The organism is Streptomyces sp. NPDC025793 (assembly GCF_055558375.1).
In genome coordinates, this window is sequence record NZ_JBVHMR010000004.1 from 27,701 (window position 1) to 51,616 (window position 23,916).

The window sequence follows — 23,916 nt, forward strand, 5'->3', positions numbered from 1 at the left end:
AACCGCAGCGGACTTCGCCGACCCCGCTGAGGAGCCGATCACGACCTGCGGAGCCGGAGCGTCACCAGTTCGAACGGCCGCAGCCGTACGGTGACGCGCGCGCCCTCGCGTGTCGGCGGCTCGCTGTCGCCGAGCGGCCGTTCCAGCAGGTCCGTCACGGTCACGTCCGCCACCTCGAAGCCCGCCGTGAGCGTGGCGCGGGCCCGGCCTCCGTGCGCCTCGTGGAAGCGGACCACCACATCGCCGCTGCCGTCGTCGGCCAGCTTCACGGCCGTGACGACCACGGCGTCGTCGTCGACCGTGACCAGCGGAGCGACCGCGTGCGCGCCGGTGATCCTCCGCTCCGGGAGGTTGAGCCGCCAGCCCTCGCGGACCGCGTCCCCGATCCCCGCGCCGGGCACGAGTGCGTGCCGGAAGCGGTGGACGCCCTGGTCGGTCTCGGGGTCGGGGAAACGCGGGGCGCGCAGGAGAGAGACGCGCACCGTGGTCGTCGTACCCCGGTCGCCGTCGGTGCGTACCGTGCGGGTCACGTCGTGGCCGTACGTCGAGTCGTTGACGACGGCGACGCCCCAGCCGGGTTCCGCCAGGTGGACGAAGCGGTGGTTGCACGCCTCGAACTTGGCGGCCTCCCAGGAGGTGTTGGTGTGGGTCGGCCGGTACACGTGGCCGAACTGGGTCTCCGACGCGTACCGTTCGGCGTGCAGGTCGAGCGGGAACGCCAGTTTGAGGAACTTCTCGGTCTCGTGCCAGTCGACCTCGGTGTCGATCACCAGCCGCCGCTCACCGGGCGGCAGGGACAGCACCTGGGTGACGCGGGAGGCACCGAAGGCGCGGGTGACCCGCACCGATACGCCGCCGTCGGCGGGCTGGACCGACTCCGCGTCCGTGAGGTCCGTGACGGTGTTCCGGTAGAACTCGTCCACGTCCCAGGCGTCCCACATGTTCGGGAAGTCCGGGTGCAGCTGGAGGAGGCCCGCGGCCCGGCCGGGGGCGACGGTCTCACGGTCGGCCTGGATGTCGTACGCGGACACGACGAGGCCGCGGGCGTCGATCTCGACGCGGAGCAGGCCGTTGTGCAGGACGTGTCCGCCTCCGGTGCGGGGCGACAGCGTCGTACACGTCGTGCCCTGCGGCAGGCCGGCCGCCCCGGCACCTCCGGCGGGCACGCCCTTGTGGCCGTGCGGCGCCGAGTTGAAGAGCAGCTCCGCGGTCCCCTCCCCCGCCAGGGCCCGCTGGGCCGCGTCGATGACGCCGTTCAGCTCCCCGGCGATCCGGCCGTACGTCGCCCGGGCCTCCCGGTGCACCCAGGCGATGGACGAGCCGGGCAGGATGTCGTGGAACTGGTGCAGCAGGACCGTCTTCCAGATGCGGTCCAACTCCTCGTAGGGATAGGGGAATCCGGTGCGGACGGCGGCCGTCGCCGCCCACAGCTCCGCCTCGCGCAGCAGGTGCTCGCTGCGCCGGTTGCCCTGCTTGGTCTGGGCCTGGCTGGTGAGGGTCGCGCGGTGCAGTTCGAGGTACAGCTCGCCGACCCAGACGGGCGGCTCGGGGTACTCGGCCTCGGCCTTCTCGAAGAAGGCACGGGGTGTCTCCCATGCGACGGTCGCGGAGCCTTCCAGGTCGCGCAGCCGGGCCGCCTTGGCGATCATCTCGCGGGTCGTGCCGCCGCCTCCGTCGCCCCAGCCGGTGGGTGCGAGGGAGTGCCGGGCGCGACCCTTGTCCTTGAAGTTCCGTGCCGCGTGGGCGATCTCGCCGCCCTTCATGGAGCAGTTGTAGGTGTCGACGGGCGGGAAGTGGGTGAAGATCCGGGTGCCGTCGATGCCCTCCCACTGGAAGGTGTGGTGCGGGAACGTGTTCGTCTGTGACCAGGAGATCTTCTGTGTCAACAGCCACTTGGAGCCGGCCGCCCTGATGATCTGCGGCAGGCCGGCGGCGAAGCCGAAGGTGTCGGGCAGCCAGGCCTCCTCGTTCTCGATGCCGAACTCGTCGAGGAAGAACCGCTTGCCGTGCACGAACTGACGGGCCATCGCCTCCGAGCCGGGCATGTTGGTGTCCGACTCCACCCACATCCCGCCGGCCGGCACGAACCGCCCGCCGGCCACGGCCTTCTTCACCCGCGCCCACACCTCGGGCCGGTGCTCCTTCACCCACGCCCACTGCTGCGCCTGGGACATGGCGAACACGAAGTCCGGCTCGTCCTCGATCAGCGCGGTCATGTTGGACGTCGTACGGGCCACCTTGCGGACCGTCTCGCGCAGCGGCCACAGCCACGCCGAGTCGATGTGCGCGTGCCCGACGGCGCTGATCCGGTGCGCGGACGGCACGGCGGGTGCCGCGAGGACTCCGGTGAGCTGCTGCCGGGCCCGGTCCGCGGTGGCGCCCACGTCCTGGAGGTCGACGGCGTCCAGGGCCCGCTCGACGGCGCGCACGATGTCGTACCGGCGCGCGGAGTCCGCCGGCAGCTCCGCCATCAGCTCGCCGAGCACCTCCAGGTCCATGACCAGCTGCCACACGGCCTCGTCGAAGACGGCGAGGTCCATGCGGGTGAGCGTGTACTGGGGCTCGCTGCCGGCGGTCTCCTTGTCGCCGAGCCGGGTCGGCAGGAAGGGGTGGTAGTCGAGGACGACGGGGTTGGAGGCGGCCTCGATGTGCAGGACCACCTCCTCCCCGCCCGCCACCGGGGCGCCGATCCGCACCCACTGGTTGCGCGGGTTGAGGCCCTTCACCGGGGTGCCGTCGGGCCGGTGGACCAGGCCCTCGCACTGGAAGCCGGGCATGTTCTCGTCGAAGCCGAGGTCGAGCAGGGCCTCGACGGTCCGCCCGGCCCACGCCTCGGGCACGGTCCCGGTCACCCGGAACCAACTCGTGCCCCATGGAGCACCCCACCGCGCGCCCACCTCGATCGGCCCGGGCTCGGCGGCGAGTCCCTCCTCGACCGGTACGGGTTCGCCGGGGGCGTGCCACACCGCGACCTGCAGCGGGATGGAATCGGGGTACACGGCGGGACGGATGCGCTCGTCGAGGACACGCCTGAGGCGGGCTTCCACCAGCGTGCGGTCGTCATGCATACGGGCTGCTCCCTGCGGGGTTCCGGGTGCGGTTTCCGGGTGGGTTGCCAGGGGTGGGTCACGGTCACGGGTTCGAGTCGTCGTACGGCTCCCCCATGGTGGGGAGTACCTGGTCGGGAGTGACGACGTCGGTGATGCCGCGCGCGGCGAGGTGGTCCTCGTCGTCCGCGCGGGTGTCCAGGACGGTGCTGGGGCGGGCGCCGTCGGCGACGAGCCGGAAGAAGGCGTCGAAGACGGGGCCGCCGGGGGCGCAGTGGGAGCGCAGGGCCGGATCGCCGGGGACGACGAGGGCGGTGGTGCGCGGCGCGGGGGCCCGGCCGGCGTCGCGCGCGGCGTCGGCCAGCACGCGGGCGATGTCCTTGGGCGCGCGGCCGTCCGTGAACAGGCCGAGTCCGTATTCGAGTTCGGGGAAATCGGCGAGGTCGCGCGAGACGTCGTACGCGCACCACCAGGTGATGCCCCACAGGTCGGGGCAGTCGAGGGCGTGGGCGATGGTGGCCTCGGCGAAGGCGGCGGCGTGCTCGGGGGGCACGAGCGGTGCGGGTGCGCCGACCTCCTGGAGCCACACCGGCCGGTGCGGCGCCTCGGCCCAGGCCTTGCTCAGCTCGACCAGGTAGGCGGCGTGGTGCTCGCTGGGCACGGAGCTACGGCCGTGGCGCTGGGCGGTGCCGTTGAACACCCAGGAGTGCACGGCCGTGACGTCGCCGAGGCGGGCCGAGTGGCCGGGGGTGAAGGGCTGGTCGTCCTGGTACCAGGCGGCGTCGTAGGACGCGTGCAGATGGAGCCGGTCCGGGGCGCCCTCGGCGCAGGCGGCCAGCATCTGCACGAGCCAGCGCCCGGCCTCGTCCGCCGTGATGCGGTCGGGGTCGGGGTGGGGGCCGGCGGCGAACTGGTTGACCTCGTTGCCGACGGTCATGCCGAGGAAGCCCGGGCGGTCGGCGAGGGCCGCGGCGAGGGTGCGCAGATAGGCGGCCTGGCCGGCCACCACGTCCGGGTCGGTGAAGAGGTTGCGCCGGTGCCAGGTGCGGGTCCAGGCCGGCAGGAAGTCGAAGCTGCTCACGTGCCCTTGCAGACCGTCCACGTTGACGTCCAGGCCGCGTTCGGCGGCCGCGTCGACGAGGGCCACGAGCTGTTCGACGGCGCGGGGGCGGATCAGGGTGCGGTTGGGCTGGAAGTACGGCCACAGCGGGAAGACGCGGATGTGGTCGAGGCCCAGCGCGGCGATGGCGTCGAGGTCGGCGCGCACGGAGTCGAGGTCGAAGTCGAGCCAGTGGTGGAACCACCCTTCGCTCGGGGTGTAGTTGACGCCGAAGCGGACGGCAGGAGGCATGGAGATCCTTGTGGCATACGGGTGTTCAGCCCTTGACGGCGCCCTCGCCGACGCCGCGGAAGAAGTACCGCTGGAGGCAGGCGAAGAGGGCGATGAGCGGGGCCACGGCGATCACGGTGCCGGCGGCGACGAGGCGTTCGTCGTTGGCGAAGGTGCCGTGCAGATAGTTGAGGCCGATGGTGAGGGTGAACTTGGAGGGGTCGCTGAGGACGATCAGCGGCCACAGGAAGTCGTCCCAGGCGCCCATGAAGGCGAAGATCGCGACGACGGCGAGCGTCCCCTTCACCGCGGGCAGCGCGACGCGCAGGAACCGCTGCCACACGTCGGCGCCGTCGACGTAGGCCGCCTCCTCGATCTCGTAGGGAAGATTACGGAACGCGCCCCGCATCAGCAGGACGTTCATGGCGCCGATCGCGCCGGGCAGGACGACGCCGATGAGCGTGTTGTTCAGGCCGAGTTCGCGCATGGTGGTGAACTGGGCGATGACGATGCCCTCGACGGGCACGAGCATGGCCAGCACGAACACGAGCGTGGTCACGCGCCGGCCGCGGAAGCGCAGCCGGGCCAGGGTGTATCCGGCGAGGGCCGAACCGACGCAGTTGGTCACGACGTTGGCGGCCGCGACCTTCAGGGAGTTCAGGGCGTAGTCCCAGACGGGGACGGTGTCGGCGACCCGCGTGTAGTTGTGCAGGGTGGGGTGGGCCGGCAGGAAGCTCGGCGGGGAGCTGTAGATGTCCTCGGTGGTGCCCTTGAGGGAGGTGGACAGCTGCCACAGGAACGGGCCGACGGTCAGGGCGAGGACGGCGAGCAACAGCAGGTAGCGCAGGGTCAGTTCGCCGACGCGGATCCGGCGGCCGTGCTCGTCGGTGACGCGCGGCGGCCTGCTCCGCGAGGCGACGGGCCGCTCGGGCCGTGCCTTCTCCAGGACGCTCACGCCTCCTCCCTGCGGTCGGCACGCAGCACGAGCAGCATGAGCGCGACGGTGACGACGAAGACGACGACGGAGAGGGCGGAGGCGTAGCCGACGCGGCCGGTCAGGCCGGTGCCGGTGCGCTGGACCAGCATGACGAGGGTGGTGTCCTCGCCGGCCGGGCCGCCGTCGGGGCCCGCCATCAGGTACACCTCGGAGAACACCTTGAACGCGGCGACCGAGGAGAGCGCGGCGACCAGCACCATGGTGGAGCGCACGGCGGGGACGGTGACCGTGAGGAAGCGGCGCACCGGTCCCGCTCCGTCCACGGCGGCGGCCTCGTGCAGCTCGCGGGGCACGTCGGCGAGCGCCGCCAGATAAATGATCATGTAGTAGCCGAGGCCCTTCCACACCGTGACGGCCATCGCGCTCAGCAGGAGCAGCCACTGGTCGCTGAGGAAGCCGACCCGGCCGATCCCGACGGTCTCCAGCAGCGAGTTGACCAGTCCGCGTTCGTCCAGCAGCCATACCCAGACCAGCCCGACGACCACCATCGAGGCGACGACCGGGGTGTAGAAGGCGGAGCGGAAGAAGGTGATGCCGGGGATGTTCTTCTGCACCAGCAGGGCGAGCAGCAGCGGCAGGACGACCAGGGCGGGTACGACGCCGAGGACGTAGAGCGTGCTGTTGCGCAGGCCGGTCCAGAACATGTCGTCGTGGAGCAGCTCGCGGAAGTTGGCGAGGCCCACGAAACGGCCCGGGAGCAGGGTGCGGCGGTCGGTGAAGGAGTTCACCAGGGTGGAGGCGAACGGGTAGAGCACGAACGCGCCGGTGACGAGCAGCCCGGGGGCCGCGAACAGCCAGGGGCTGACCGGAAGTTGTCGCCGGATCCTGGTCCCGGCCGGCGCGCGGCCCGTGACGCGGACGGGGGTGGCGGCCATGGCGGGTCAGCCCTGCTGGAGCAGCCGGTCGGCGGCCCTGACAGCGTTGTCGAGTGCTTCCCCGGGGCTCTCCTTGCCCTGGAGCGCCTTGGCGACCTCGTTGCGCAGAGCGGTCTTCATCTGGTCGCTGAACAGCACGGGGGTGTAGTTCACCGCGCTCTTCAGGGACGTGGCCGCGGCGATGCGCACCCGGGTCTCGTCGGTGCCGTCCTCCTTGGTGAAGTACGGGTCGTTCAGGGAGCCGGCGGTGCTGGGGAAGATGGCGACCTTCTTCGCGAAGGACATCTGGTTCCGCGCGTCGGTGACGAAGTGGGCGAAGGCGACGGCGGCCGGGGTGTGCCTGGTGCGGGAGTTGACCATCACGCCCATCACGTACATGTTGACGTGCCCGGTGCTGGTGATCTGGTCGGTGATGCCGATGTTCTGGTAGAGGCCGGGCGCGTTCTTCTTGAAGTTGTCCAGGTCGAGGGCGCTGCCGGGGTTCATGGCGACGGCACCGGTGAGGAACTTCTTGCCGGAGGACTCGGGGGTTGCGGTCAGCGCCTGCGGCTCGAGGGCCCTCGCGTCGTACAACTCCTTGTATTTGCCGAGGAGTTCGACACCCTTGGCGTCGTTGAAGGCGAACGCGGTGCCCTGCCGGTTCATCAGCGGGACGCCGTAGCGGCCGAAGTCCTCGATGGTGGGCACATTGGCGAGGGTGGCGACCTTGCCACCGCTCTTCCTCGCCATCTGGAGGGCGTCGGCGAAGAGTTCGCCGTACGTCCTCGGCGGCCGGCCGGGGTTCAGTCCGGCCTGGGAGAACAGGGACTTGTTGTAGAAGAGCGGGCCGGTGTTCAGGTACCAGGGGAAGGCGTACGTGCCGCTCATGCCCGGGATCCGGTGGCTGGCCCACGCCCCGGCCAGATACTCGGACCTGTACGTCGCCGCGGCCTTGTCGAGGTCCATGGCGAGCCCGGCCCTGGCGAGCGGGGCGACCAGGTCCGGGGAGACGTTGACGACGTCGGGCAGGGTGCCGCCGGCGGCGTCGGCGCTGAGTTTGTCGGCGTAGCCCTCGGCGGGCTGGTCGATCCACTTCACGTGCGTGCCCGGGTACTTCTTCTCGAAGTCGGCGATCAGGCCCTGGAAGTACGGCGTGAAGTTGGCGCGCAGGTTCCAGGTCTCGAAGGTGATGTTCCCCTCGACCTTTCCGGAGGCGTCGGTGGAGCCGCCGCCCCCGCCGCCCGAACCGCAGGCGCTCAGCGGCAGGACGAGGGCGGCGGCAGCGGCGAACAGGGCTCTGCGGGGCATGGGCACGGTGACACGGCTCCCTTGCTGTGTCGGGCTGTTGGCGGCGTGAGAGACCATGCACGGGCCGTTCGGAGAAAGTCAATGCAGTCATCCGAACTAAAGAAATCCACGCTTCATTAGTGCAGGTCGGAGGAGTTCCGCCGCAAGCTTGCCGTAGTTCGCTAATGCGCTTTAGGGTCTTGACACTCAAGCGCATTAGCCAAATCGCCCGGGAGGGAGGGGAAACGTGCCGCCGACCAGACGGTCACCCGCACGCCGGCCCACGATGAAGGACATCGCCCGGCGGGCCGGGGTCTCCGAGAGCGCCGTCTCCTTCGCGCTGAACGACCGCCCCGGCGTCTCCGAGGCCACCCGGGCCCGGGTCCGCCGGGTCGCCGAGCAGCTGGGGTGGCGGCCCAGCACGGCCGCCCGCGCGCTGTCCGGCGAGGGCGCGGCGACGGTCGGCTTCGTCCTGGCCCGCCCCGCGCACACCCTGGGCGTCGACTCGTTCTTCCTCCAGCTCGTCTCCGGCATCCAGGAGGTGCTCGCCGAACGCCATCTGGGCCTGCTGTTCCAGGTGGCCGAGGACGTGGCCGACGAGTGCGCGGTCTACCGGCGCTGGTGGGCGGAGCACCGGGTGGACGGCGTGCTGGTGGTCGACCCGCGCGCCACGGACCCGCGCCCCGCCCTGCTGGACGAACTGGGCCTGCCCGGCGTGGTGATCGGCGGGGAGCCCGACGGGTGCCACCCGGGGTTGTCCACGGTCTGGGCGGACGACGCGGGCGCGATGGCCTCCGTGGTGGACGAGCTGACGGCGCTCGGCCACCGCCGGATCGTGCACATCGCCGGCCTGCCGGACCTGGCGCACACCCAGCGCCGTACCGCCACGCTGCGCGCGGAGGCGGAGCGGCGGGGCCTGGGCGAGGTCCGGTCGGTGAGCACCGACTACTCCGACACGCAGGGCGCGGCCGTGACCCGCCGGGTGCTCGGCGCCTGCCCCGCCCCCACGGCGCTGATCTACGACAACGACGTGATGGCCGTGGCGGGCCTCGCGGCGGCGGCCGACCTGGGCTTTCGCGTCCCTCAGGACGTGTCGGTGGTCTCCTGGGAGGACTCGGCCCTGTGCCGCATGGTCACACCCCGGCTGTCCGCCCTGTCCCGCGACAGCGCCGAGTTCGGCCGCACGGCCGCCCGCGAGCTGCTGGCCCTGCTGGACGGCGGCGCGGCCCGCTCGGCGGGGGTGCCGGTGCCGAGGCTGACGGGGCGGGGCAGTACGGGGGCGGCGGCGCGGGGCGCGGCGGGCCGGTCAGGTACGTGACCGGTACAGCCCGAACTCCGCGATCCGTACGGCCGACCGCGCCGCCGTGACCCGGCGCGGCGAACAGCGCCGGCAGCGGCCGGTGCGGTCTCTGCCGGGCCTCAGCCATGCCACTCCACCTTGAACACCCACGCGTACCGCCCCGCCCTCCGGGCCGCCTCCGGCACGTCGACCACCAGCGACCCGCCGGTGACGGTCCAGGTCAGGGGCCGGTCGTGGCCGAGCATGGTCACCTTGTCGCCGGGCTGGACGGGCACCGGTGCCTCGACGGTCAGCCTGGCGCCGGGCTCGGCGAGGGAGTGGATGTAGAAGGCCTCGTCCGGGCGGACCGTGAAGCGCAGGTCGTCGCCGAGCTGGGCCGTGCGCGACCAGTACGTGGTGTCGTACACCGCCTCCCCGTTCACCTTCAGCCACTGTCCGGTCTCGCGCAGCCGGGTCTGCATGATCTCGGGGATGGTGCCGTCCGCGCGCGGGCCGATGTCGAGGAGGAAGTTGCCGTTCTTGGAGACGATGTCGACCAGGGTGTGCACGACCTCCTCGGCGGTCATGTACGCGGAGTCGGGCGTGGCCCGGTTGTAGCCGTAGCTGAAGGGGTCCAGGCCACGGCTGGCCTCCCACTTGGCGACGACGGTGTCGGCGTACGTCGTGTACTCGGGGGTCGTGAAGTCGTGGAAGGCGATGCCCGAGCGGTTGTTGACGGTCACGTCGACCGGACGGGCCCGGTTCTTGGCGTGGTTGAAGTACTCGGCGAGGACGTGCAGGCTGTCGTTGGCGCCGCCGATGTCGCACCAGATGATCTCGGGGTCGTACCCGTGGATCAGCTCCAGCAGCTGCGGGGCCTGGTAGTCGTGCACGTAGTCCTTGCCCGCGGTGTATCCGGTGTACGGCACCGGGGCGAGCGTGTAGGGGTTGCGCGGGGCGTGGCCCATCCAGGGGTTGTCGGGGTTGAACCATTCGGGCATCGAGAAGTACAGGCCCCGGTGCAGCTCGGGGGCGTAGCGGCGGCTCGCCTCGAAGAGCTCCCCGACCAGGTCCCGCTTCGGGCCCGCCTTCACGGCGTTGCGGTCCGAGACCCTGGTGTCCCACAGGGCGAAGCCCTCGTGGTGCTTGGAGGTCAGCACGTGGTACTGGGCGCCGGCGTCGCGGAAGAGCTCCACCCAGGCGCGCGGGTCGAACTTCTCGGCGGTGAAGCGGGGGATGAAGTCGTCGTAGGCGAAGTCCTCGCCGTAGGTGTCCCGGTGGTGGGCGTACACGGCGTCGGCCGGGTCCTGCATGTGGTCCCAGTACCACTCGGCGTACTCCTTGCCGACCGGCGACCAGGCGGGCACGGAGTAGACGCCCCAGTGGATGAAGATGCCGAACTTGGCGCCCTGGAACCAGTACGGCGCCCGGTGGGCGGCGAGCGAGGCCTCGGTGGGGGCGTAGTCGGCGGTGCCGAGCGTCAACGAGGCCTTGCTCGTGGCCACTTGGGTGCCCCGGCCGGTGACGGTGACGATGCCGTCCTGCCGGGTGCCCGGCGCCGTGCCCGGTCGGTTGCGGATGCCGATGCGGACCCGGGCCTGTTCGCCGGGGTCGAGGCGGCGCACGCGGGCGGGCTGGACGGTGCGGGCGCCGGGTACGTCGACGGCCACCGAGACGCCGTCGGCGGCGAGGACGGCGACGGTGCCCGCGTTGACGACGGTCGCCTCGACGCTCTGCGCGCCGGAGGGTTCGAGGAGGGAGGGCGTGGAGTGCGGCCCGCGCAGGGCCAACGCCCGCCCGTCGGCGACCGGTTGGAGGGTGAGGGCGAAGACGTGCAGGGAGGTCTGGTTCGCCTCGGCGGCGTGGGTGACGGGCAGGGTGACCGCGATCGCCTCGCGGCGGGGATCGAGCCATACCTCCGACACGCCGATGCCGACAGCGTGCTCGTCCTTGCCGCCGTCCGGCCGGTAGCGGTACGGCGCCGACAGCGGGCCGCCCGTCGCGTACCAGTCGGCGCCGCCGAGGCCTGCGGTGGTGGTCGTGCCGTCGGCGTAGTGCACGGTGGCCGTTCCGGAGGCGTCGCCGTAGCTGGCGGCGGCGAGGAAGAAGGCCGACAGGTAGCGGCCCCGGGGGAGGGCGAGGCGCTGGCCGAGGGCGACCAGGTTGTTCCTGGTGCCGGCGGCGTGGGCGGGGAAGAGGAAGGGGACGCCGTCGACCTCGACGCGGCCGGCCGGGAGTTCCTCGCCGGGGAAGGTGTAGCCGGATCCGTCGAAGTCGCCGCCGCGCGCGGAGGCGGTGCCGATGCCGTCGTTGTCGTAGCGGGCGTCCAGCGGGACGGGCACCGGGGCGGGGACCGCGGCCCAGGGACCCGGGCGTCCGGCGGCGCTCGCGGGGGTGACGGCGGTGGCCGTGGCGGCGGGCGGGAGGGCGGTCGCGGCCGCCGCTCGCGCGGCGGTGGCGAGGACCGTTCGTCTGGGATACGTGCTCATGAGCGGCTCCCATACACTTCCGATTCATCGGACGTCTGATGATTGTGTGGGCGTCACGGGACTGTCAACGGGCCTGCGGTGCACAGATTTTGAGCCATTGATCGGATGAAAGATCAGCCCCTCGACGTGCCCCGCCCGACCGTGCACAGTTCTTCCTGCACGCTCGATTCATACCGACGAGTAGCCAGGGAGTGCCCGTGACCGAGTGGGTCGGCCGGACCGCCGCGGACATCGCCGCCGCCGTACGCGCGAAGGAGGTCACGCCCCGCGAGGTGGTGGCGGAGCACCTCGCACGCATCGAGCGGCTCGACGGGCGGATCGGGGCGTTCCGCACGGTGCGGGCCGAGGCGGCGCTCGCCGAGGCCGACACCGTCGGCTCACGGGCCGATCTGGCCGAACTGCCCCTCGCGGGCGTGCCGTTGGCCGTGAAGGACAACCTGGCGGTGCGCGGCGAGTCGCACCGCGACGGCTCGGCCGCGACGGACGACACCCCGGCCGCCGAGGATCACGTCACGGTGGCACGGCTGCGCGCGGCCGGGGCGGTGGTGGTGGGTCTGACGAACGTGCCCGAGCTGTGTGTCTTCGGCACGACGGAGGGTGTGTTCGGCACCAGCCGCAATCCGTGGGACCTCTCCCGCACGGCGGGCGGCTCCTCCGGCGGCAGCGCGGCCGCCGTGGCCGCCGGGCTGGTGCCGCTCGCGCTCGGCAACGACGGCATGGGCTCGCTGCGCATCCCCGCGGCGAACTGCGGTCTGGTCACACTGAAGCCGGGGCACGGGGTGGTGCCGGCCGGGATCGGCAACGGCGACTGGTTCGGCATGTCGGAGAACGGCCCGCTGGCCACGACGGTCGAGGATCTGCGGCTGATGCTGGACGTCCTCGCGGACGGCGCCCTGCCCCTGACCCGGGAGCCGGGGTCACTGCGGGTCGCGGTGTCCCTGCGCAGTCCGCTGCCCGGGGTGGTCGTGCACCGGTCCTTCACGAGCGCGGTCCGCGAGGCGGCCGGGGCGCTGGCGCGGGGCGGGCACCAGGTGCGGCGGGCCGATCCGCCGTATCCGCCGTCCCTCGGCGCGACCGCGATACGGCACTGGACGGCGGGCACGGCCGTGGACGCCGAGGGCCTGGATCCGGCGCGGCTGACCCGGCGGACCCGGGTGCACGCCGCGCTGGGCCGGCGGTTCGTCGCCTCCGTGCGAGGCGGCGACGGCCGCGAGCGGCTGCGCGCCCGTATGACCCCGTTCTTCACCGCTCACGACGTGCTGCTCACTCCGGCCCTCGCCCGGCGCTCCCCCGCGGCGGGCCCGTGGCACGAGCGAGGCTGGCTGCGCAACATCGTCGCGAACACGTATACCCCGTTCACCCCGCCCTGGAACCTGACCGGGTGGCCCGCGATGTCGGTCCCGTGCGGCGCCCTGCCCTCGGGCGCCCCCTGTGCCGTCCAGCTCGTCGGACGCCCGGGCTCGGAGGACGTGCTGCTGGGGCTCGCCGCGGAGCTGGAGCGGCGGCGGCCGTGGCGCCGGACGGCGACGGTGGCGGGTTTCTAGCCGGGGCCGCACGGGCGTGCGTGGGCCGGGTCGGCGCCGGCGGCCACGCGCGTGCGTACGGCGATCGGGAGCGGTCCGGCCGGCTCAGTCGACGCTGGGCAGGATGTGCGGCTCGGCGAGGTCTTCCTCGTAGCCCGCGAGGCGGATCGGGGCCGAGCGGGCCCACACGTCGAGGCTGCCGAGTTCTCCGGGGCGCCGGCCCCCGCGCTGCGGGCATTCCTCGGGGCGCTGTTCGCGATTCGTCTTCTCCGGTGTCACCGCGCACTCCTTATGTGTCGGGTCACCCTCGGGGGCCTGCCGCAAAGCCTGCGCTCCGGCGCTCGACACCCGCTCGGGTCTGGATGGAAGGCCAGTTCGGACGCGGTGGCGTCGGTGCGTACGGACGGGTGGGTGTGGGTGGAACCCAGTGCTGCTGTCCGTCCCTTCCAGATTAACCAAATGAGCGGGCTCCCGCTCGATAGGGAGTGCAAACAAGGTGTAACGGCTGTGCTTCGTACAGCTCTCCAACACCCCCCAATATGCCGGTATTTACCACGGCGCGCATCACCGGCCCCGCGCCGCCGTTCACCCACATGGGCTACTTCACGACGCTGCACGGTTCAAGTGCCGTTGGCCGGGGCGCAAGCTCGCCATGATCTGCTGACCTGCGGGCAACGGCTGTCTCGCGGAAGGACTGACGCATGGAGCTGCGCAGCGTCGAGGAGCTGATGGATCTGCTGTACGCCGGCCGGCACCAGCACGCGCTGCGGACCGCGGCGCTGCTGCGCCGCAGCCGCCCCGCCGACAAGGAGCTCCAGGTGGCGGGGCTGGTGCACGGGATCGGGCCGGTGCTGTGCCCGTCCGACGAGGCGGGCCGGGCCCGCGGCGCGGCCGAGGCGGTGCGGGCCCTGCTCGGGGAGCGCGTGTTCCGGCTGGTGCGCGGGGACGCGGGCCCCGCCGCCGAGGACGACGTCCAGCGACTGCGCCTCGCGGACGAGGAGGGCCGGGTGGCGGGGTTCGACGCGGGCGTCCTGGAGGACTGGCGCACCGTACTGGAACTGGTGGCGGCCCGGCACTCCCGGCTCGGCGCCGTCGACTGACGGCCCGGCGGCCGCACCCCTGTCCTCTGACGGCCCGTCATGAGACGGTACGGCGATGACGTCGTGGTACGGACTCAGGGGCAGGGCGGCCGTCGTCACCGGCGGGACACGCGGCATCGGGCGGGCCGTGGCCGAGGGACTCGCGGCCGCCGGGGCGCTGGTGTGCGTGACCGCGCGGGACGCGGCCGGGGTGCGGCGCACGGCCGCCGAGCTGGGCGGGATCGGGCTGGCCGGGGACGTGTCCGCCCCCGGGCACCCGGAGGCGCTGACGGAGCTGGTGCTGCGCGAGTTCGGGCGGCTGGACGTCGTCGTCAACAACGCGGCGACGAATCGGCCGTACGGCCCGCTGATGGACGCCGACCCGGACGCGTGGCGGCAGGCGTTCGCCGTGAACGTCGAGGCACCGCTGCGGCTGGTGCGGTGCGCGTGGCGGGGGTGGATGCGCGCACACGGCGGGGCGGTCGTCAACGTGTGCACCGAGGGCGCCGGTCACGTGGGCCCGAACGTGGGGGCGTACGGCACGACCAAGGCGGCCCTGCTCCATCTCACCGGGCAGCTCGCGGGCGAACTCGCGCCCCGGGTGCGGGTCAACTCCGTCTCCCCCGGGCTGGTGCGCACCGAGATGGCTCGGTTCGTGTGGGCGCCGGGGAAGCCCGGGGAGCCGGGTGAGGAAGAGGTGGCCGCGGGGCTGCCGCTCGGGCGGATCGGGGAGCCTGCGGACGTGGCGCGGGCGGTGCTGTGGCTGGCGTCCGACGCGGCCGAGTGGATCACGGGCGCGGATCTGCTGGTGGACGGCGGGACGCGGGTGCGGGCCGCGTCCACGGCCGCGCCGTACGCGGTGCACCGGCGGCTGCGCGGAGCGCCCGGGGTCTAGGAGGTGTCGGGGCCCGGCCCCCGAAGGGGCCGCGGCCGCGGTCGCACGGGGCGGTCACCACTTGCCGGGTGCGTAGTCCTTCATGAAGACGCCGTACAGGTCCTCGCCCGTCTCGCCGCGCACGATCGGGTCGTAGACGCGGGCGGCGCCGTCGATCAGGTCGAGCGGGGCGTGGAAGCCCTCCTCGGCGAGGCGCAGCTTGTCGTAGTGCGGGCGCTCGTCGGTGATCCAGCCGGTGTCGACGGACGTCATGAGGATGCCGTCGGTGTCGAACATCTCCTGGGCGCTGGTCCGCGTGACCATGTTCATGGCCGCCTTGGCGGCGTTGGTGTTCGGGTGCCCCGCACCCTTGTAGCCCCGGCCGAAGACGCCCTCCATCGCCGAGACGTTGACGACGTAGGCGCGCTTGCTGGCCGCCTTCCTCGCGGCATCGGCCATGGCGGGGCGCAGGGCGCTGATCAGGATGAAGGGCGAGGTGTAGTTGCACAGCTGGGTCTCCAGCAGCTCGACCGGCGAGATCTGGTCGATGGTCTGCACCCAGGTGTTGGTGTCGACGACGTCGGGGACGAGGCCGCCGGCGTCGATGGCGGTGCCCTCGACGTGCCGGGCGATGCTGGCGTTGCCCGCGACCAGGGCGAGGTCGGCGACCTTCTGCGCGTCCAGACCGCTGGTGCCGATCGGCAGCGCGGCGATGCCGTCGACCGCGCCGGAGTTGAAGGCGCCGATGACGTGGTGGGCGGGGAGTTCACCGGCGGGCAGCGGGGCGCTCTCGCCGTCGACCAGGGCCGCGTAGGCGCTGGGCAGGCGGCGTACGGTCTGCGTCGCGTTGTTGATCAGGATGTCGAGCGGTCCCGCCTCGGTCACCTGCTCGGCCAGGGCGACGGCCTGCGCGGGGTCGCGCAGGTCGATGCCGACGACCTCCAGGCGGTGGATCCAGTCCGCCGAGTCCTCCATCGCCTTGAAGCGGCGGATGGCGTCCTTCGGGAAGCGCGTGGTGATGGTGGTGTGGGCGCCGTCGCGCAGCAGCCGCAGCGCGATGTACATGCCGATCTTGGCGCGGCCGCCGGTGAGCAGGGCGCGCTTGCCGGTGAGGTCGGCGCGGGCGTCGCGCTTGGCCCGGTTGGTGCGGGCGCAGTCGGGACAGAGCTGGTGGTAGAAGTAGTCGACCTCGACGTAGCGGCCCTTGCAGGTGTAGCAGGAGCGCGGGCGCTGGAGTATGCCCGCGATCTTGCCCTCCCCGACCCTGGAGGAGGGCAGCAGGCCCTCGGTCTCGTCGTCGATGCGCTCGGCGGAGCCGGTCGCGGTGGCCTCGGTGACGGCGCGGTCGTGCGCGGTCTTGGCGGCGCGGCGCTCCTGACGGCGGCGCTGCTTGACCGTGCGGTAGATGTGCGAGGTGGCCCGGCGCACCGCGATCGCGTCGGGGTGGTCGACCTCGATGGTGTCCAGTTCCTGGAGCACGCTCAGGCAGACGGCCAGCCGCTCGGGGTCGATACCCGGCCCGTAGACCACCTCGTCCATGGCCGCGCAGGCCATGGAGCCGTCCTCTGTCACCGTCATCGCGCTGCCGCTTCCCTGATCACCCGCACGGCGCGCCGACTCGCGCCCACTGTCGAACGAGGAATTTTACGGAGCACACGGTCCCCCCGCCAAACCCGCCCGCCCCGGCACGGACAGTGACGACCAGGCACCGCACCGGGGACTGCTGCGGAGGCGAGCGGGCGGGGGATCCTCAGACCGCGCAAGCGGTCAGCAGGGTCTCCAGTTCGGCCGAGACCGCGTGTGCGAAGCGGTCCAGGTCGGGCACCGACGCCGCGTCGGCGACCAGGCCGTAGTGCACGCGGCCGCGGTACGTCGAGATCGCCACCGCCAGGGACTGGCCGGGGGCGAGGGGGGCCAGGGGGTAGACCTCGGTCAGTTCGTGGCCGCCGAGGCGCAGGCCCAGTGACGGCATCGGCACGCTGGTGACCAGGATGTCGAACCAGAGGCGGGCGGCCTGGCCGACCAGCGGGCCGCCGAGGCGGTGGCCGAGGGCCGGGACGTGGTCGGCGAGCAGGGCGACCGCGCCGGCGCCCCGGTCGGGCCCCGCGTCCTTGTGCCGGACCATCGCCGTGCGCACCGTGTCGAGGCGGCCGAGGGGGTCGGACTCCCCCACGGGCAGCGGTATCAGATAGCCGGAGAGCCGGTTGCCCTGTGGGTGGGCGGTGCGCGGGCGGCGCCGGGAGACGGGGATGAGGGCGCGGGGCGCCACGCCCCTGGTGGACTCGCCGCGCTCCTCCAGCCAGCGGCGCAGGGCGCCGGCGACGACGGCGATGAGGACGTCGTTGACGGTGCCGCCCACGGTCTTGCGCACCCGGTGCACGTCGTCGATGTCGAGGACCACCCCGGCGGTGCGGCGCGTGCCGCTCGGGGTCGAGGTCAGCGCGGAGGAGGGCCGCATGCCGAGTGTGGAGCGGGCGAGGGAGGCGCCGATGTCCAGGGCGCGGCCCGCGTCGGACAGGGCACCCCGGACCAGCGCGGGCAGCAGCCCCGGCAGCCGACGGACGTCCGACAGCAGTCCGCGCGGCGGTTCGATGGCGCGCGGCGCCCGCGCGGGCAGGTCCACCGGGTCGAGGACACCGGCGGCGAGCTTGAGCGCGCGCAGCCCGTCGGCGAGGGCGTGGTGGAACTTGAACAGCACCGCGAAGGACATGCCGTCCTCGCCGGGCAGGACGTGCGCCTCCCAGGGCGGCCTGCCCCGTTCCAGCGGTCGTTCCATCAGCCGGCCGGCGACCGCGTGGAAGTCGGCGGTCGGGGCGTGTAGCCGTACGTGGTTCAGCGGGTCGAAGTCCGGATCGGTCTCGCGGACGGCGGCGCCGAAGGCGAGCGGTTGCCACACGTCGCGGATGCGCAGGCGGAGTCCGGGGACGGCGGCGGCGCGGGCGGCGAGCAGGTCGGCCGCGTGGGCGCCGGCGGTGGGCGAGTGGGCACCGAAGACGCCGAGCGCGCCGAGGTGCATGGGATGCCGGTCGGACTCGATGTTCCAGAACGCCAGGTCGAGGGGAGCGAGCAGATCGGAAGTCACGGGCTTGCCTCACGCATCGACGACGGGGGACGTGCGATCCATCGCACGTCAACGCAGTGAATCTCTGTCACCCGATTACGGTCAAGTACGATCAGGCTACGCTCAGTTAACGGCAGGTTAAGTCCCGCCCCTCGATCAGGGGCGGGACCATGGCTTACGCCGGATCACCTCAGGACGGGCTGCGCCGCCTCGGGTGACGTACCCCACTCAGACGGGCGCGAGCCGACCGTGAACGCGAGCGAGCGCATCGCGCGCAGTGCGTCGTTCGTCACGTAGGTCCGCCCGTGCGCGCGGCCGTCGGTGCGGACGGACTGGATGTAGCGGTCGGCCGCCGAGGTGCCGGGCGCGGTGATCGTCAGCCGGCCGCTGGGCCAGTAGCGGCGGTCCAGCGTGAGGTCGACGCGGTCGAAGACGGGGGTGGACAGGCCCCAGGTGCCGTAGCCGGGCTGGATGGGGAACAGACCGATGGACGACAGCACGTTCCAGGCGGACATCGTGCCCAGGTCGTCGTTGCCGGTGATGCCGGTGGGGCCGTCGGTGAACAGGGTCAGCGCGGCGTGCACCACGTCGGTGGTCTTCCAGGGCTGGCCGGTGGCGAGGTAGGTGTACGGCGCGATGAGGTCGGGCTCGTTCATCGGGTTGTACTTGGTGGCGTTGTAGTAGTCGTACGCGTCCCCGTGCACCCACCCCTCGCGCGCCGTCTTCGCCGGGTCGGCCAGCAGCTTGTCGTAGGCGAAGAAGGAGTCCAGACGGTCGTTGGCCACGCGCTCGCCGCCGATGAGCCGGACCATGCCGGGCACGTCCTGCGGGACGAGCCACTGGTACTGCCAGGCGGTGCCCTCGTGGAAACCGGTGCCCTTGGCCGGGTCGGCGGAGCCGTAGAAGGCGCCGGAGCCGTCGCGGGCGCGGAAGAACCCGGTCGAGGGGTCGAAGATGTTCCGGTAGTTCTGTGCGCGGGCGGCGTACCGGGCCGCGTCCGCGTCATGGCCGAGACCGCGGGCCATCTGGGCCAGCATGGCGTCGGCGAGCGCGTACTCCAGGGTGACGGAGGCCCCGTGGTGGTAGTCGGAGTCGCCCATCTTGGCCAGCGGACGGTTCCAGATGTAGGGGGCGAAGCCGTGCGCGAGGTAGTCGGCGTTGGCCTCCCGGCCGATGCCCGGGTACGCGGCGGGCGGCACGCCGTCGGCGTTCTTGCGCAGCGCGCGGTAGGCCCGCTGCTCGAAGCCCTTGAGCAGGCCCGCCTGGTACGCCGTGGTCAGGAACGGGGTGACCGGGTCGCCGCTCATGACGTTCGTCTCGACCGGGCCGTAGCCCCACTTGGGCAGCCAGCCGCCGTCCTCGTCGACCGCGACCAGCGAGCGGGCCATGTCCCGTGCCTCGCGCGGCGCGAGCAGGGCGAGCAGCTGCACCTGGGTGCGGTAGGTGTCCCACAGCGACCAGTTCTGGTAGTACGTGAACCCGTCGGCGTGGTGGATGCGGCGGTCCCAGCCGGTGTAGCGGCCGTCGGTGTCGTTGCCGATGTTCGGCGCGAGGAACGAGCGGTACAGCGAGGAGTAGAAGGTCCGGCGCAGCGTGTCCGTGCCGCCCCGGACGTGGATCGCGGCGAGCCGCCTCTCCCAGGCCGCGCGGGCCGCCTCGCGCACGGCGCCGAAGGACCGGCCGCCCTCCGCGGCGAGGTTGCCGGCCGCGCCGCGCGCGTCGACGTACGACAAGGCCGTGGTCGCCTCGACCGTACGGTCCTTGCTGGTGTCGAAGCGGACGTAGGCGCCGCCGGAGCCGGTGCGCGAGCCCGGGGTGACCTGCTTGCCGTCCCAGGTGCCGTAGGCGGTGAAGGGCCGGCTGAAGCGGGTGACGGTGTAGACGGTGTAGGGGCGGGTGTCCCGGCAGAAGCCGTGGCCGGTGATCGCGGTGCGCACGGTGTGGTCGTCCAGGATCTCGACCGTGCTGGAGACCGCCTTGTGCAGCGACTGGGCCGCGTTCAGCAGGACGTTGGCCTTGTCGGTGGCCGGGAAGGTGTAGCGCTGCACCCCGGTGCGCGCGGTCGCGGTCAGCTCGGCGCGGATGCCGGAGGCGAGGCCGACGCGGTAGTAGCCGGGGCTCGCCGCCTCGTCCCGGTGCGCGAAGCCGGTCGCGTAGGCGGTGTAGTCCGTCTGCGTCACGTCGCCGGTGGTCGGCAGCACGGGCAGGTCGCCGCCGATACCGCAGCCGACGCCCGAGAGATGGACCAGCGAGAAGCCGCGGATGCGCGCCTGCGTGTAGTCGTAGCCGGAGAAGTGCCCGGTGTCCGGGGAGAGCTGCACCATGCCGAAGGGCACGGCCGCGCCGGGGAACGTGTTGCCCTCGTCCTGGCTCCCGATGAAGGGGTTGACCAGGTCGGCGAGGTGGCCGTCGGTCCGCCCGGCGGCGCCCGCGGCGGGGGTGGCGATCAGCGTGGACGCTGCCATCACACCGGCCAGGCACAGCCGTGTGCGCCGGGTCCCTCTCATGTCGCATGACCTCCGCAGGTTCGACGTCGTTCCCTGCATCCTGAAGGGCGAACGACTCAAACCCGGGCATTCCCTGGGCGTCAGGCCCGACGCGTCGCGATCGGGGTCACACGCACGAGTGGTGACGGACCATCAGTTCGTATCCACCCCATCGTGATGCGGTCCGGCGTCCGCGATCCGCGGGCGCGCAGCGTGGCCCGAGGAAACCTCAGGACACCCGCTGTCCCTTCCCCAGCGCGATCACGCCGCCCGTCGACACCGTGTACAGCTCCGCGTCCCGCTCCGGGTTGACGCCGATCGTCGCGCCGGGCGGGACCTCCACGTTCTTGTCCAGGACCGCGCCGCGCACCACCGCGCCCCGCCCGACGCGCACGTTGTCGTGCAGGACCGAACCCTGCACCACCGCCCCGGGATCGACCCTGACGCCCGGGGACAGCACGGACCGGGTGACCTGGCCGCGGATCAGGCAGCCCGCGCTGATGATGGACTCGCTCGCGATGCCGCCCGCGCTGAAACGGGCCGGGGAGAGCTGGCCGGAGTGGGTGTAGACGGGCCACTGCCGGTTGTAGAGGTTGAAGGCGGGGCGCTCGGCGATGAGGTCCATGTGCGCCTCGTAGTAGGCGTCCAGGGTGCCCACGTCCCGCCAGTAGCCCTGGTCGCGGGTGGTCTCGCCGGGCACGTGGTTGTCACCGAAGTCGTACAGCTGAGCCTCGCCGCGCGTGGTGAGCTGGGGCAGGATCGAGCCGCCCATGTCGTGCACGGACTGCCCGTCCTCGGCGTCCCGGTGCAGCGCCTCGACCAGGGCCTTGGTGGTGAAGACGTAGTTGCCCATCGAGGCGAAGACCGTGTCCGGCGCGTCCGGGAGTCCGGGCGGGTCGGCCGGCTTCTCCAGGAAGCGGCGGATCGTACGGCCGTCCGTGCCGGGCGTGATGACGCCGAAGGCCGAGGACTGCTCGCGGGGCACCCGGATGCCGGCCACGGTCACCCCGGCGCCGCCCTCGACGTGCTGCGCGAGCATCTGCCGCGGGTCCATCCGGTACACGTGGTCGGCGCCGAACACCGCGACGTACTCGGGCTGTTCGTCGTGCACGAGGTTCAGGGACTGCAGGATCGCGTCGGCGCTGCCCAGGTACCAGCGCGGGCCGAGGCGCTGCTGGGCGGGGACCGGGGTGACGTAGTTGCCGAGCAGACTGGACATCCGCCAGGTGGTGGTGATGTGCCGGTCCAGCGAGTGCGACTTGTACTGGGTCAGTACGCAGATGCGCAGCACGTCGGCGTTGACGAGGTTGGACAGCACGAAGTCGACGAGGCGGTAGGTGCCGCCGAAGGTGACCGCGGGTTTGGCGCGGTCGGTGGTGAGCGGCATCAGGCGCTTGCCCTCCCCGCCCGCCAGCACGATCCCGAGTACGGAAGGCCCTCCACGACGCATGGCCGCTCCCCTCACCCTGGTAGAACCATGGATGCCCGCAGCCCGCCGGGCTCAAGCCCCCTTGCGGATCTCCTCGTACAGCGCGGCGGTGCGCCGGGCCACCGCGTCCCAGCCGAACTCCCCCACCGCGCGCACCCGTCCGGCCTCCCCCATCCGGCGGGCCGCCGCCGGGTCGCCGAGCACGGTGTCCAGCGCCCGGGCCAGATGCGCCTCGAAGCCGTCGTCCACGTCCACCAGCAGGCCCGTCGCGCCGTCCGCGACCACCTCGGGGATCCCCCCGACCCGGGAGGCCACGACCGGCGTGCCGCACGCCATCGCCTCCAGGTTGACGATGCCGAGCGGCTCGTACACCGACGGACACACGAACACGGCGGCCCGGGTGAGGAGTTGGATCACCTCCGTGCGCGGCACCATCTGCGGGATCCAGAACACGCCCGCGCGGGCCCGGCTCACCTCCTCGAACAGCTCCCGGAACTCGCGGTCGATCCCGGGGGTGTCGGGGGCTCCCGCGCACAGCACGACCTGGGCGCCCGGGTCGATGTCCCGTACGGCGCGCAGCAGATGGGGCACGCCCTTCTGGCGGGTGATCCGGCCGACGAACAGGACGTAGGGCCGGGCGGGGTCGATGCCGTGGCGCAGGAGGGCGTCGGTGCCGGGGTCCGGGCGGTACAGGCGGGTGTCGATCCCGTTGTGCACGACGTGGACGCGCGCCGGGTCCAGCGCCGGGTAGCAGGTGAGGATGTCCTCGCGCATGGCGCCGGACACGGCGATCACCGCGTCGGCGGCCTCGACGGCGGTGCGTTCGGCCCAGCCCGACAGCGCGTATCCGCCGCCCAGCTGCTCCGCCTTCCACGGGCGCAGCGGCTCCAGGGAGTGCGCGGTGACCACGTGCGGGATGCCGTGGAGCAGCTTGGCGACATGGCCGGCGAGGCCCGCGTACCAGGTGTGGGAGTGGACCAGCTCGCGGCCCTCCAGCGCGGCGGCCATCGACAGGTCCACGGAGAAGGTGCGCAGCGCGTCGTTGGCGCCGTCGAGCGCGGACCAGGACCGGTGGCGTACGACGCCGACCCCACGGCCCTCGCCCCAGCAGTGCACCTCCAGGTCGACCAAGGAGGCCAACTCCCGTGCCAGGAACTCCACATGGACACCGGCGCCGCCGTACACGTCCGGGGGGTACTCCCGGGTCAGCAGTCCCACTCGCACCCGACAACCCCCTTGTCCCGGCGGCAGCTTCCCCTCATGGTCGCCCGAATGCGGCCCCCGGGGAAGAGCGCGGAGGCCGCGTGAAGCAGCAGTCGCCGCAGACCCCGCCGCCGGGCACGCGGTAGTACAGACAGCAGCTGCGGCGGCGGAACGCGGTGCCGGTGCGGGTGCGGGTGCCGGTGGGGCGCAGCAGGGGGTGGGCGAAGAGCGCGTCGGTCAGCGCGTGGGCCCGCTCGGCCACGTCCCCTCGGTCGTGCGCCCGGGCCCAGCGGTCCAGTTCCCGGGCCGCTCCCGCGAGCGCCGAGCCCGCGTTGCCCCACAGCAGCCCGGTCGCGATCCCGTAGCGGGCCGTCAGGGTCCGTGCCAGGGGTTCCAGATGCCCGTGCAGGACGGCGGTGCCGAGGTCGGGGTCCCCGGGCAGCGCACGGACCTCGGCCAGCCACAGGTCGTCGGGGGCGGATCCCAGGGGGTCCCAGCGCAGCAGTCGGGGGTCGAGGTCGGGCAGCCGGCCGTACCGGGCGGCGCAGCCGAGGGCCGCCGACCACAGCCGGGCGGCCAGTCCCTGCTGCGCGACGGAGACGGCGACCCGCGCCTCGGGGGCGCGCAGCCGCCGCGCGACCAGGGCGATCCGTGCGGCGAGGGGGTCGCGGTGACCGTCCGGGGGCGGCGTCGCGTACGCGTGCGCGAGCGTCGTCGGCGGCCGGCCGGCGGGCGCCGCTCCGGCGGTGCGCAGGACGAAGAAGCCGCCGAGCGGGCGGAGGGCGGCGAGTTCGGGGTCGAGGTCCACGACAGGCAGTAGTACCAGGGACACCCGTCCCAAGGATGATCAGGTCACGGCCGTACTCCATCGGCAGTAGGACGCATTGGGTGCTCAGGTACGACGACGGGAACGGCCCGGACCGGCAGAGTGTTCGCCATGGAAGCCGACCGTACGCCGCACCGGGCTCCGGGCCCGCG

General features: G+C 72.6%; 17 protein-coding genes. 4 read left to right on the forward strand and 13 right to left on the reverse strand.

Annotated elements, in window-relative coordinates:
• Positions 1–38: 38 nt before the first annotated feature.
• The 5 genes from ACZ4MF_RS10305 to ACZ4MF_RS10325 form a co-directional block, all read right to left on the reverse strand.
• Positions 39–3,068: an alpha-mannosidase gene (locus ACZ4MF_RS10305; RefSeq protein ID WP_467491602.1), complete on the reverse strand. Its 3,030-nt coding sequence runs from the start codon at positions 3,066–3,068 to the stop codon at positions 39–41.
• 64 nt (positions 3,069–3,132) lie between these two features.
• Complete coding sequence (locus tag ACZ4MF_RS10310; RefSeq protein ID WP_467491603.1) at positions 3,133–4,398, reverse strand: glycoside hydrolase 5 family protein; 1,266 nt, start codon at positions 4,396–4,398, stop codon at positions 3,133–3,135.
• A 25-nt stretch (positions 4,399–4,423) separates the two neighbouring features.
• A complete protein-coding gene (locus tag ACZ4MF_RS10315) occupies positions 4,424–5,332 on the reverse strand; it encodes a carbohydrate ABC transporter permease (RefSeq protein WP_467491604.1) in 909 nt (302 codons plus the stop codon).
• Entirely contained in the window at positions 5,329–6,249 is a 921-nt protein-coding gene (locus ACZ4MF_RS10320) for a carbohydrate ABC transporter permease (RefSeq protein WP_467491605.1), read from the reverse strand. Before ACZ4MF_RS10320 ends, ACZ4MF_RS10315 begins: the two co-directional genes overlap by 4 nt.
• Positions 6,250–6,255: 6 nt before the next feature.
• Positions 6,256–7,542 (reverse strand): ABC transporter substrate-binding protein, encoded by a 1,287-nt coding sequence (locus ACZ4MF_RS10325; protein ID WP_467491606.1) that lies wholly within the window; start codon positions 7,540–7,542, stop codon positions 6,256–6,258.
• A 259-nt stretch (positions 7,543–7,801) separates the two neighbouring features.
• Between ACZ4MF_RS10325 and ACZ4MF_RS10330 the strand changes: the two genes are divergently transcribed.
• On the forward strand, positions 7,802–8,833 hold the full coding sequence (locus ACZ4MF_RS10330) for a LacI family DNA-binding transcriptional regulator (RefSeq protein ID WP_467491951.1): 1,032 nt from the start codon (positions 7,802–7,804) through the stop codon (positions 8,831–8,833).
• 101 nt (positions 8,834–8,934) lie between these two features.
• Here the strand turns inward: ACZ4MF_RS10330 and ACZ4MF_RS10335 are convergent, their stop codons facing one another.
• Positions 8,935–11,283, reverse strand: a complete 2,349-nt coding sequence (locus tag ACZ4MF_RS10335) for an alpha-L-fucosidase (RefSeq protein WP_467491607.1) — start codon at positions 11,281–11,283, stop codon at positions 8,935–8,937.
• 197 nt (positions 11,284–11,480) lie between these two features.
• Here ACZ4MF_RS10335 and ACZ4MF_RS10340 point away from each other — a divergent pair, with 197 nt between their 5' ends.
• Positions 11,481–12,827 (forward strand): amidase, encoded by a 1,347-nt coding sequence (locus tag ACZ4MF_RS10340; protein WP_467491608.1) that lies wholly within the window; start codon positions 11,481–11,483, stop codon positions 12,825–12,827.
• 84 nt (positions 12,828–12,911) lie between these two features.
• Here ACZ4MF_RS10340 and ACZ4MF_RS10345 read toward each other — a convergent pair whose 3' ends face one another.
• Positions 12,912–13,085, reverse strand: a complete 174-nt coding sequence (locus ACZ4MF_RS10345) for a hypothetical protein (protein WP_467491609.1) — start codon at positions 13,083–13,085, stop codon at positions 12,912–12,914.
• Between the two features lie 422 nt (positions 13,086–13,507).
• Here ACZ4MF_RS10345 and ACZ4MF_RS10350 point away from each other — a divergent pair, with 422 nt between their 5' ends.
• Positions 13,508–13,906 (forward strand): hypothetical protein, encoded by a 399-nt coding sequence (locus ACZ4MF_RS10350; RefSeq protein WP_467491610.1) that lies wholly within the window; start codon positions 13,508–13,510, stop codon positions 13,904–13,906.
• A 55-nt stretch (positions 13,907–13,961) separates the two neighbouring features.
• Complete coding sequence (locus ACZ4MF_RS10355; protein ID WP_467491611.1) at positions 13,962–14,780, forward strand: SDR family oxidoreductase; 819 nt, start codon at positions 13,962–13,964, stop codon at positions 14,778–14,780.
• A gap of 54 nt (positions 14,781–14,834) precedes the next feature.
• Here ACZ4MF_RS10355 and ACZ4MF_RS10360 read toward each other — a convergent pair whose 3' ends face one another.
• From ACZ4MF_RS10360 to ACZ4MF_RS10385, 6 genes are all read right to left on the reverse strand, one after another.
• Complete coding sequence (locus ACZ4MF_RS10360) at positions 14,835–16,337, reverse strand: SDR family NAD(P)-dependent oxidoreductase (RefSeq protein WP_467491612.1); 1,503 nt, start codon at positions 16,335–16,337, stop codon at positions 14,835–14,837.
• 172 nt (positions 16,338–16,509) lie between these two features.
• Positions 16,510–17,841, reverse strand: coding sequence for a wax ester/triacylglycerol synthase family O-acyltransferase (locus ACZ4MF_RS10365; RefSeq protein WP_467491613.1), 1,332 nt, complete (start codon positions 17,839–17,841; stop codon positions 16,510–16,512).
• Between the two features lie 164 nt (positions 17,842–18,005).
• The gene (locus ACZ4MF_RS10370) at positions 18,006–20,327 is read right to left on the reverse strand and encodes a GH92 family glycosyl hydrolase (protein WP_467491614.1); all 2,322 of its coding nucleotides are present in this window, start codon (positions 20,325–20,327) and stop codon (positions 18,006–18,008) included.
• A gap of 208 nt (positions 20,328–20,535) precedes the next feature.
• Positions 20,536–21,756 carry a glucose-1-phosphate adenylyltransferase gene (glgC, locus tag ACZ4MF_RS10375; RefSeq protein ID WP_356033862.1) on the reverse strand — a complete coding sequence of 407 codons (1,221 nt, stop codon included), beginning with the start codon at positions 21,754–21,756 and terminating at the stop codon, positions 20,536–20,538.
• A gap of 51 nt (positions 21,757–21,807) precedes the next feature.
• The gene (glgA, locus tag ACZ4MF_RS10380) at positions 21,808–22,959 is read right to left on the reverse strand and encodes a glycogen synthase (RefSeq protein ID WP_467491615.1); all 1,152 of its coding nucleotides are present in this window, start codon (positions 22,957–22,959) and stop codon (positions 21,808–21,810) included.
• A gap of 34 nt (positions 22,960–22,993) precedes the next feature.
• The gene (locus ACZ4MF_RS10385) at positions 22,994–23,764 is read right to left on the reverse strand and encodes a (2Fe-2S)-binding protein (protein WP_467491952.1); all 771 of its coding nucleotides are present in this window, start codon (positions 23,762–23,764) and stop codon (positions 22,994–22,996) included.
• Between the last annotated feature and the right edge of the window lie 152 nt (positions 23,765–23,916).

Bases quoted from the DNA above. Each gene is read 5' to 3' on its own strand.
- ACZ4MF_RS10305 (WP_467491602.1), bottom strand. From the start codon at position 3,068: ATGCATGACGACCGCACGCTGGTGGAAGCCCGCCTCAGGCGTGTCCTC.
- ACZ4MF_RS10310 (WP_467491603.1), bottom strand. From the start codon at position 4,398: ATGCCTCCTGCCGTCCGCTTCGGCGTCAACTACACCCCGAGCGAAGGG.
- ACZ4MF_RS10320 (WP_467491605.1), bottom strand. From the start codon at position 6,249: ATGGCCGCCACCCCCGTCCGCGTCACGGGCCGCGCGCCGGCCGGGACC.
- ACZ4MF_RS10330 (WP_467491951.1), top strand. From the start codon at position 7,802: ATGAAGGACATCGCCCGGCGGGCCGGGGTCTCCGAGAGCGCCGTCTCC.
- ACZ4MF_RS10335 (WP_467491607.1), bottom strand. From the start codon at position 11,283: ATGAGCACGTATCCCAGACGAACGGTCCTCGCCACCGCCGCGCGAGCG.
- ACZ4MF_RS10350 (WP_467491610.1), top strand. From the start codon at position 13,508: ATGGAGCTGCGCAGCGTCGAGGAGCTGATGGATCTGCTGTACGCCGGC.
- ACZ4MF_RS10355 (WP_467491611.1), top strand. From the start codon at position 13,962: ATGACGTCGTGGTACGGACTCAGGGGCAGGGCGGCCGTCGTCACCGGC.
- ACZ4MF_RS10360 (WP_467491612.1), bottom strand. From the start codon at position 16,337: ATGACGGTGACAGAGGACGGCTCCATGGCCTGCGCGGCCATGGACGAG.
- ACZ4MF_RS10370 (WP_467491614.1), bottom strand. From the start codon at position 20,327: ATGAGAGGGACCCGGCGCACACGGCTGTGCCTGGCCGGTGTGATGGCA.
- glgC (WP_356033862.1), bottom strand. From the start codon at position 21,756: ATGCGTCGTGGAGGGCCTTCCGTACTCGGGATCGTGCTGGCGGGCGGG.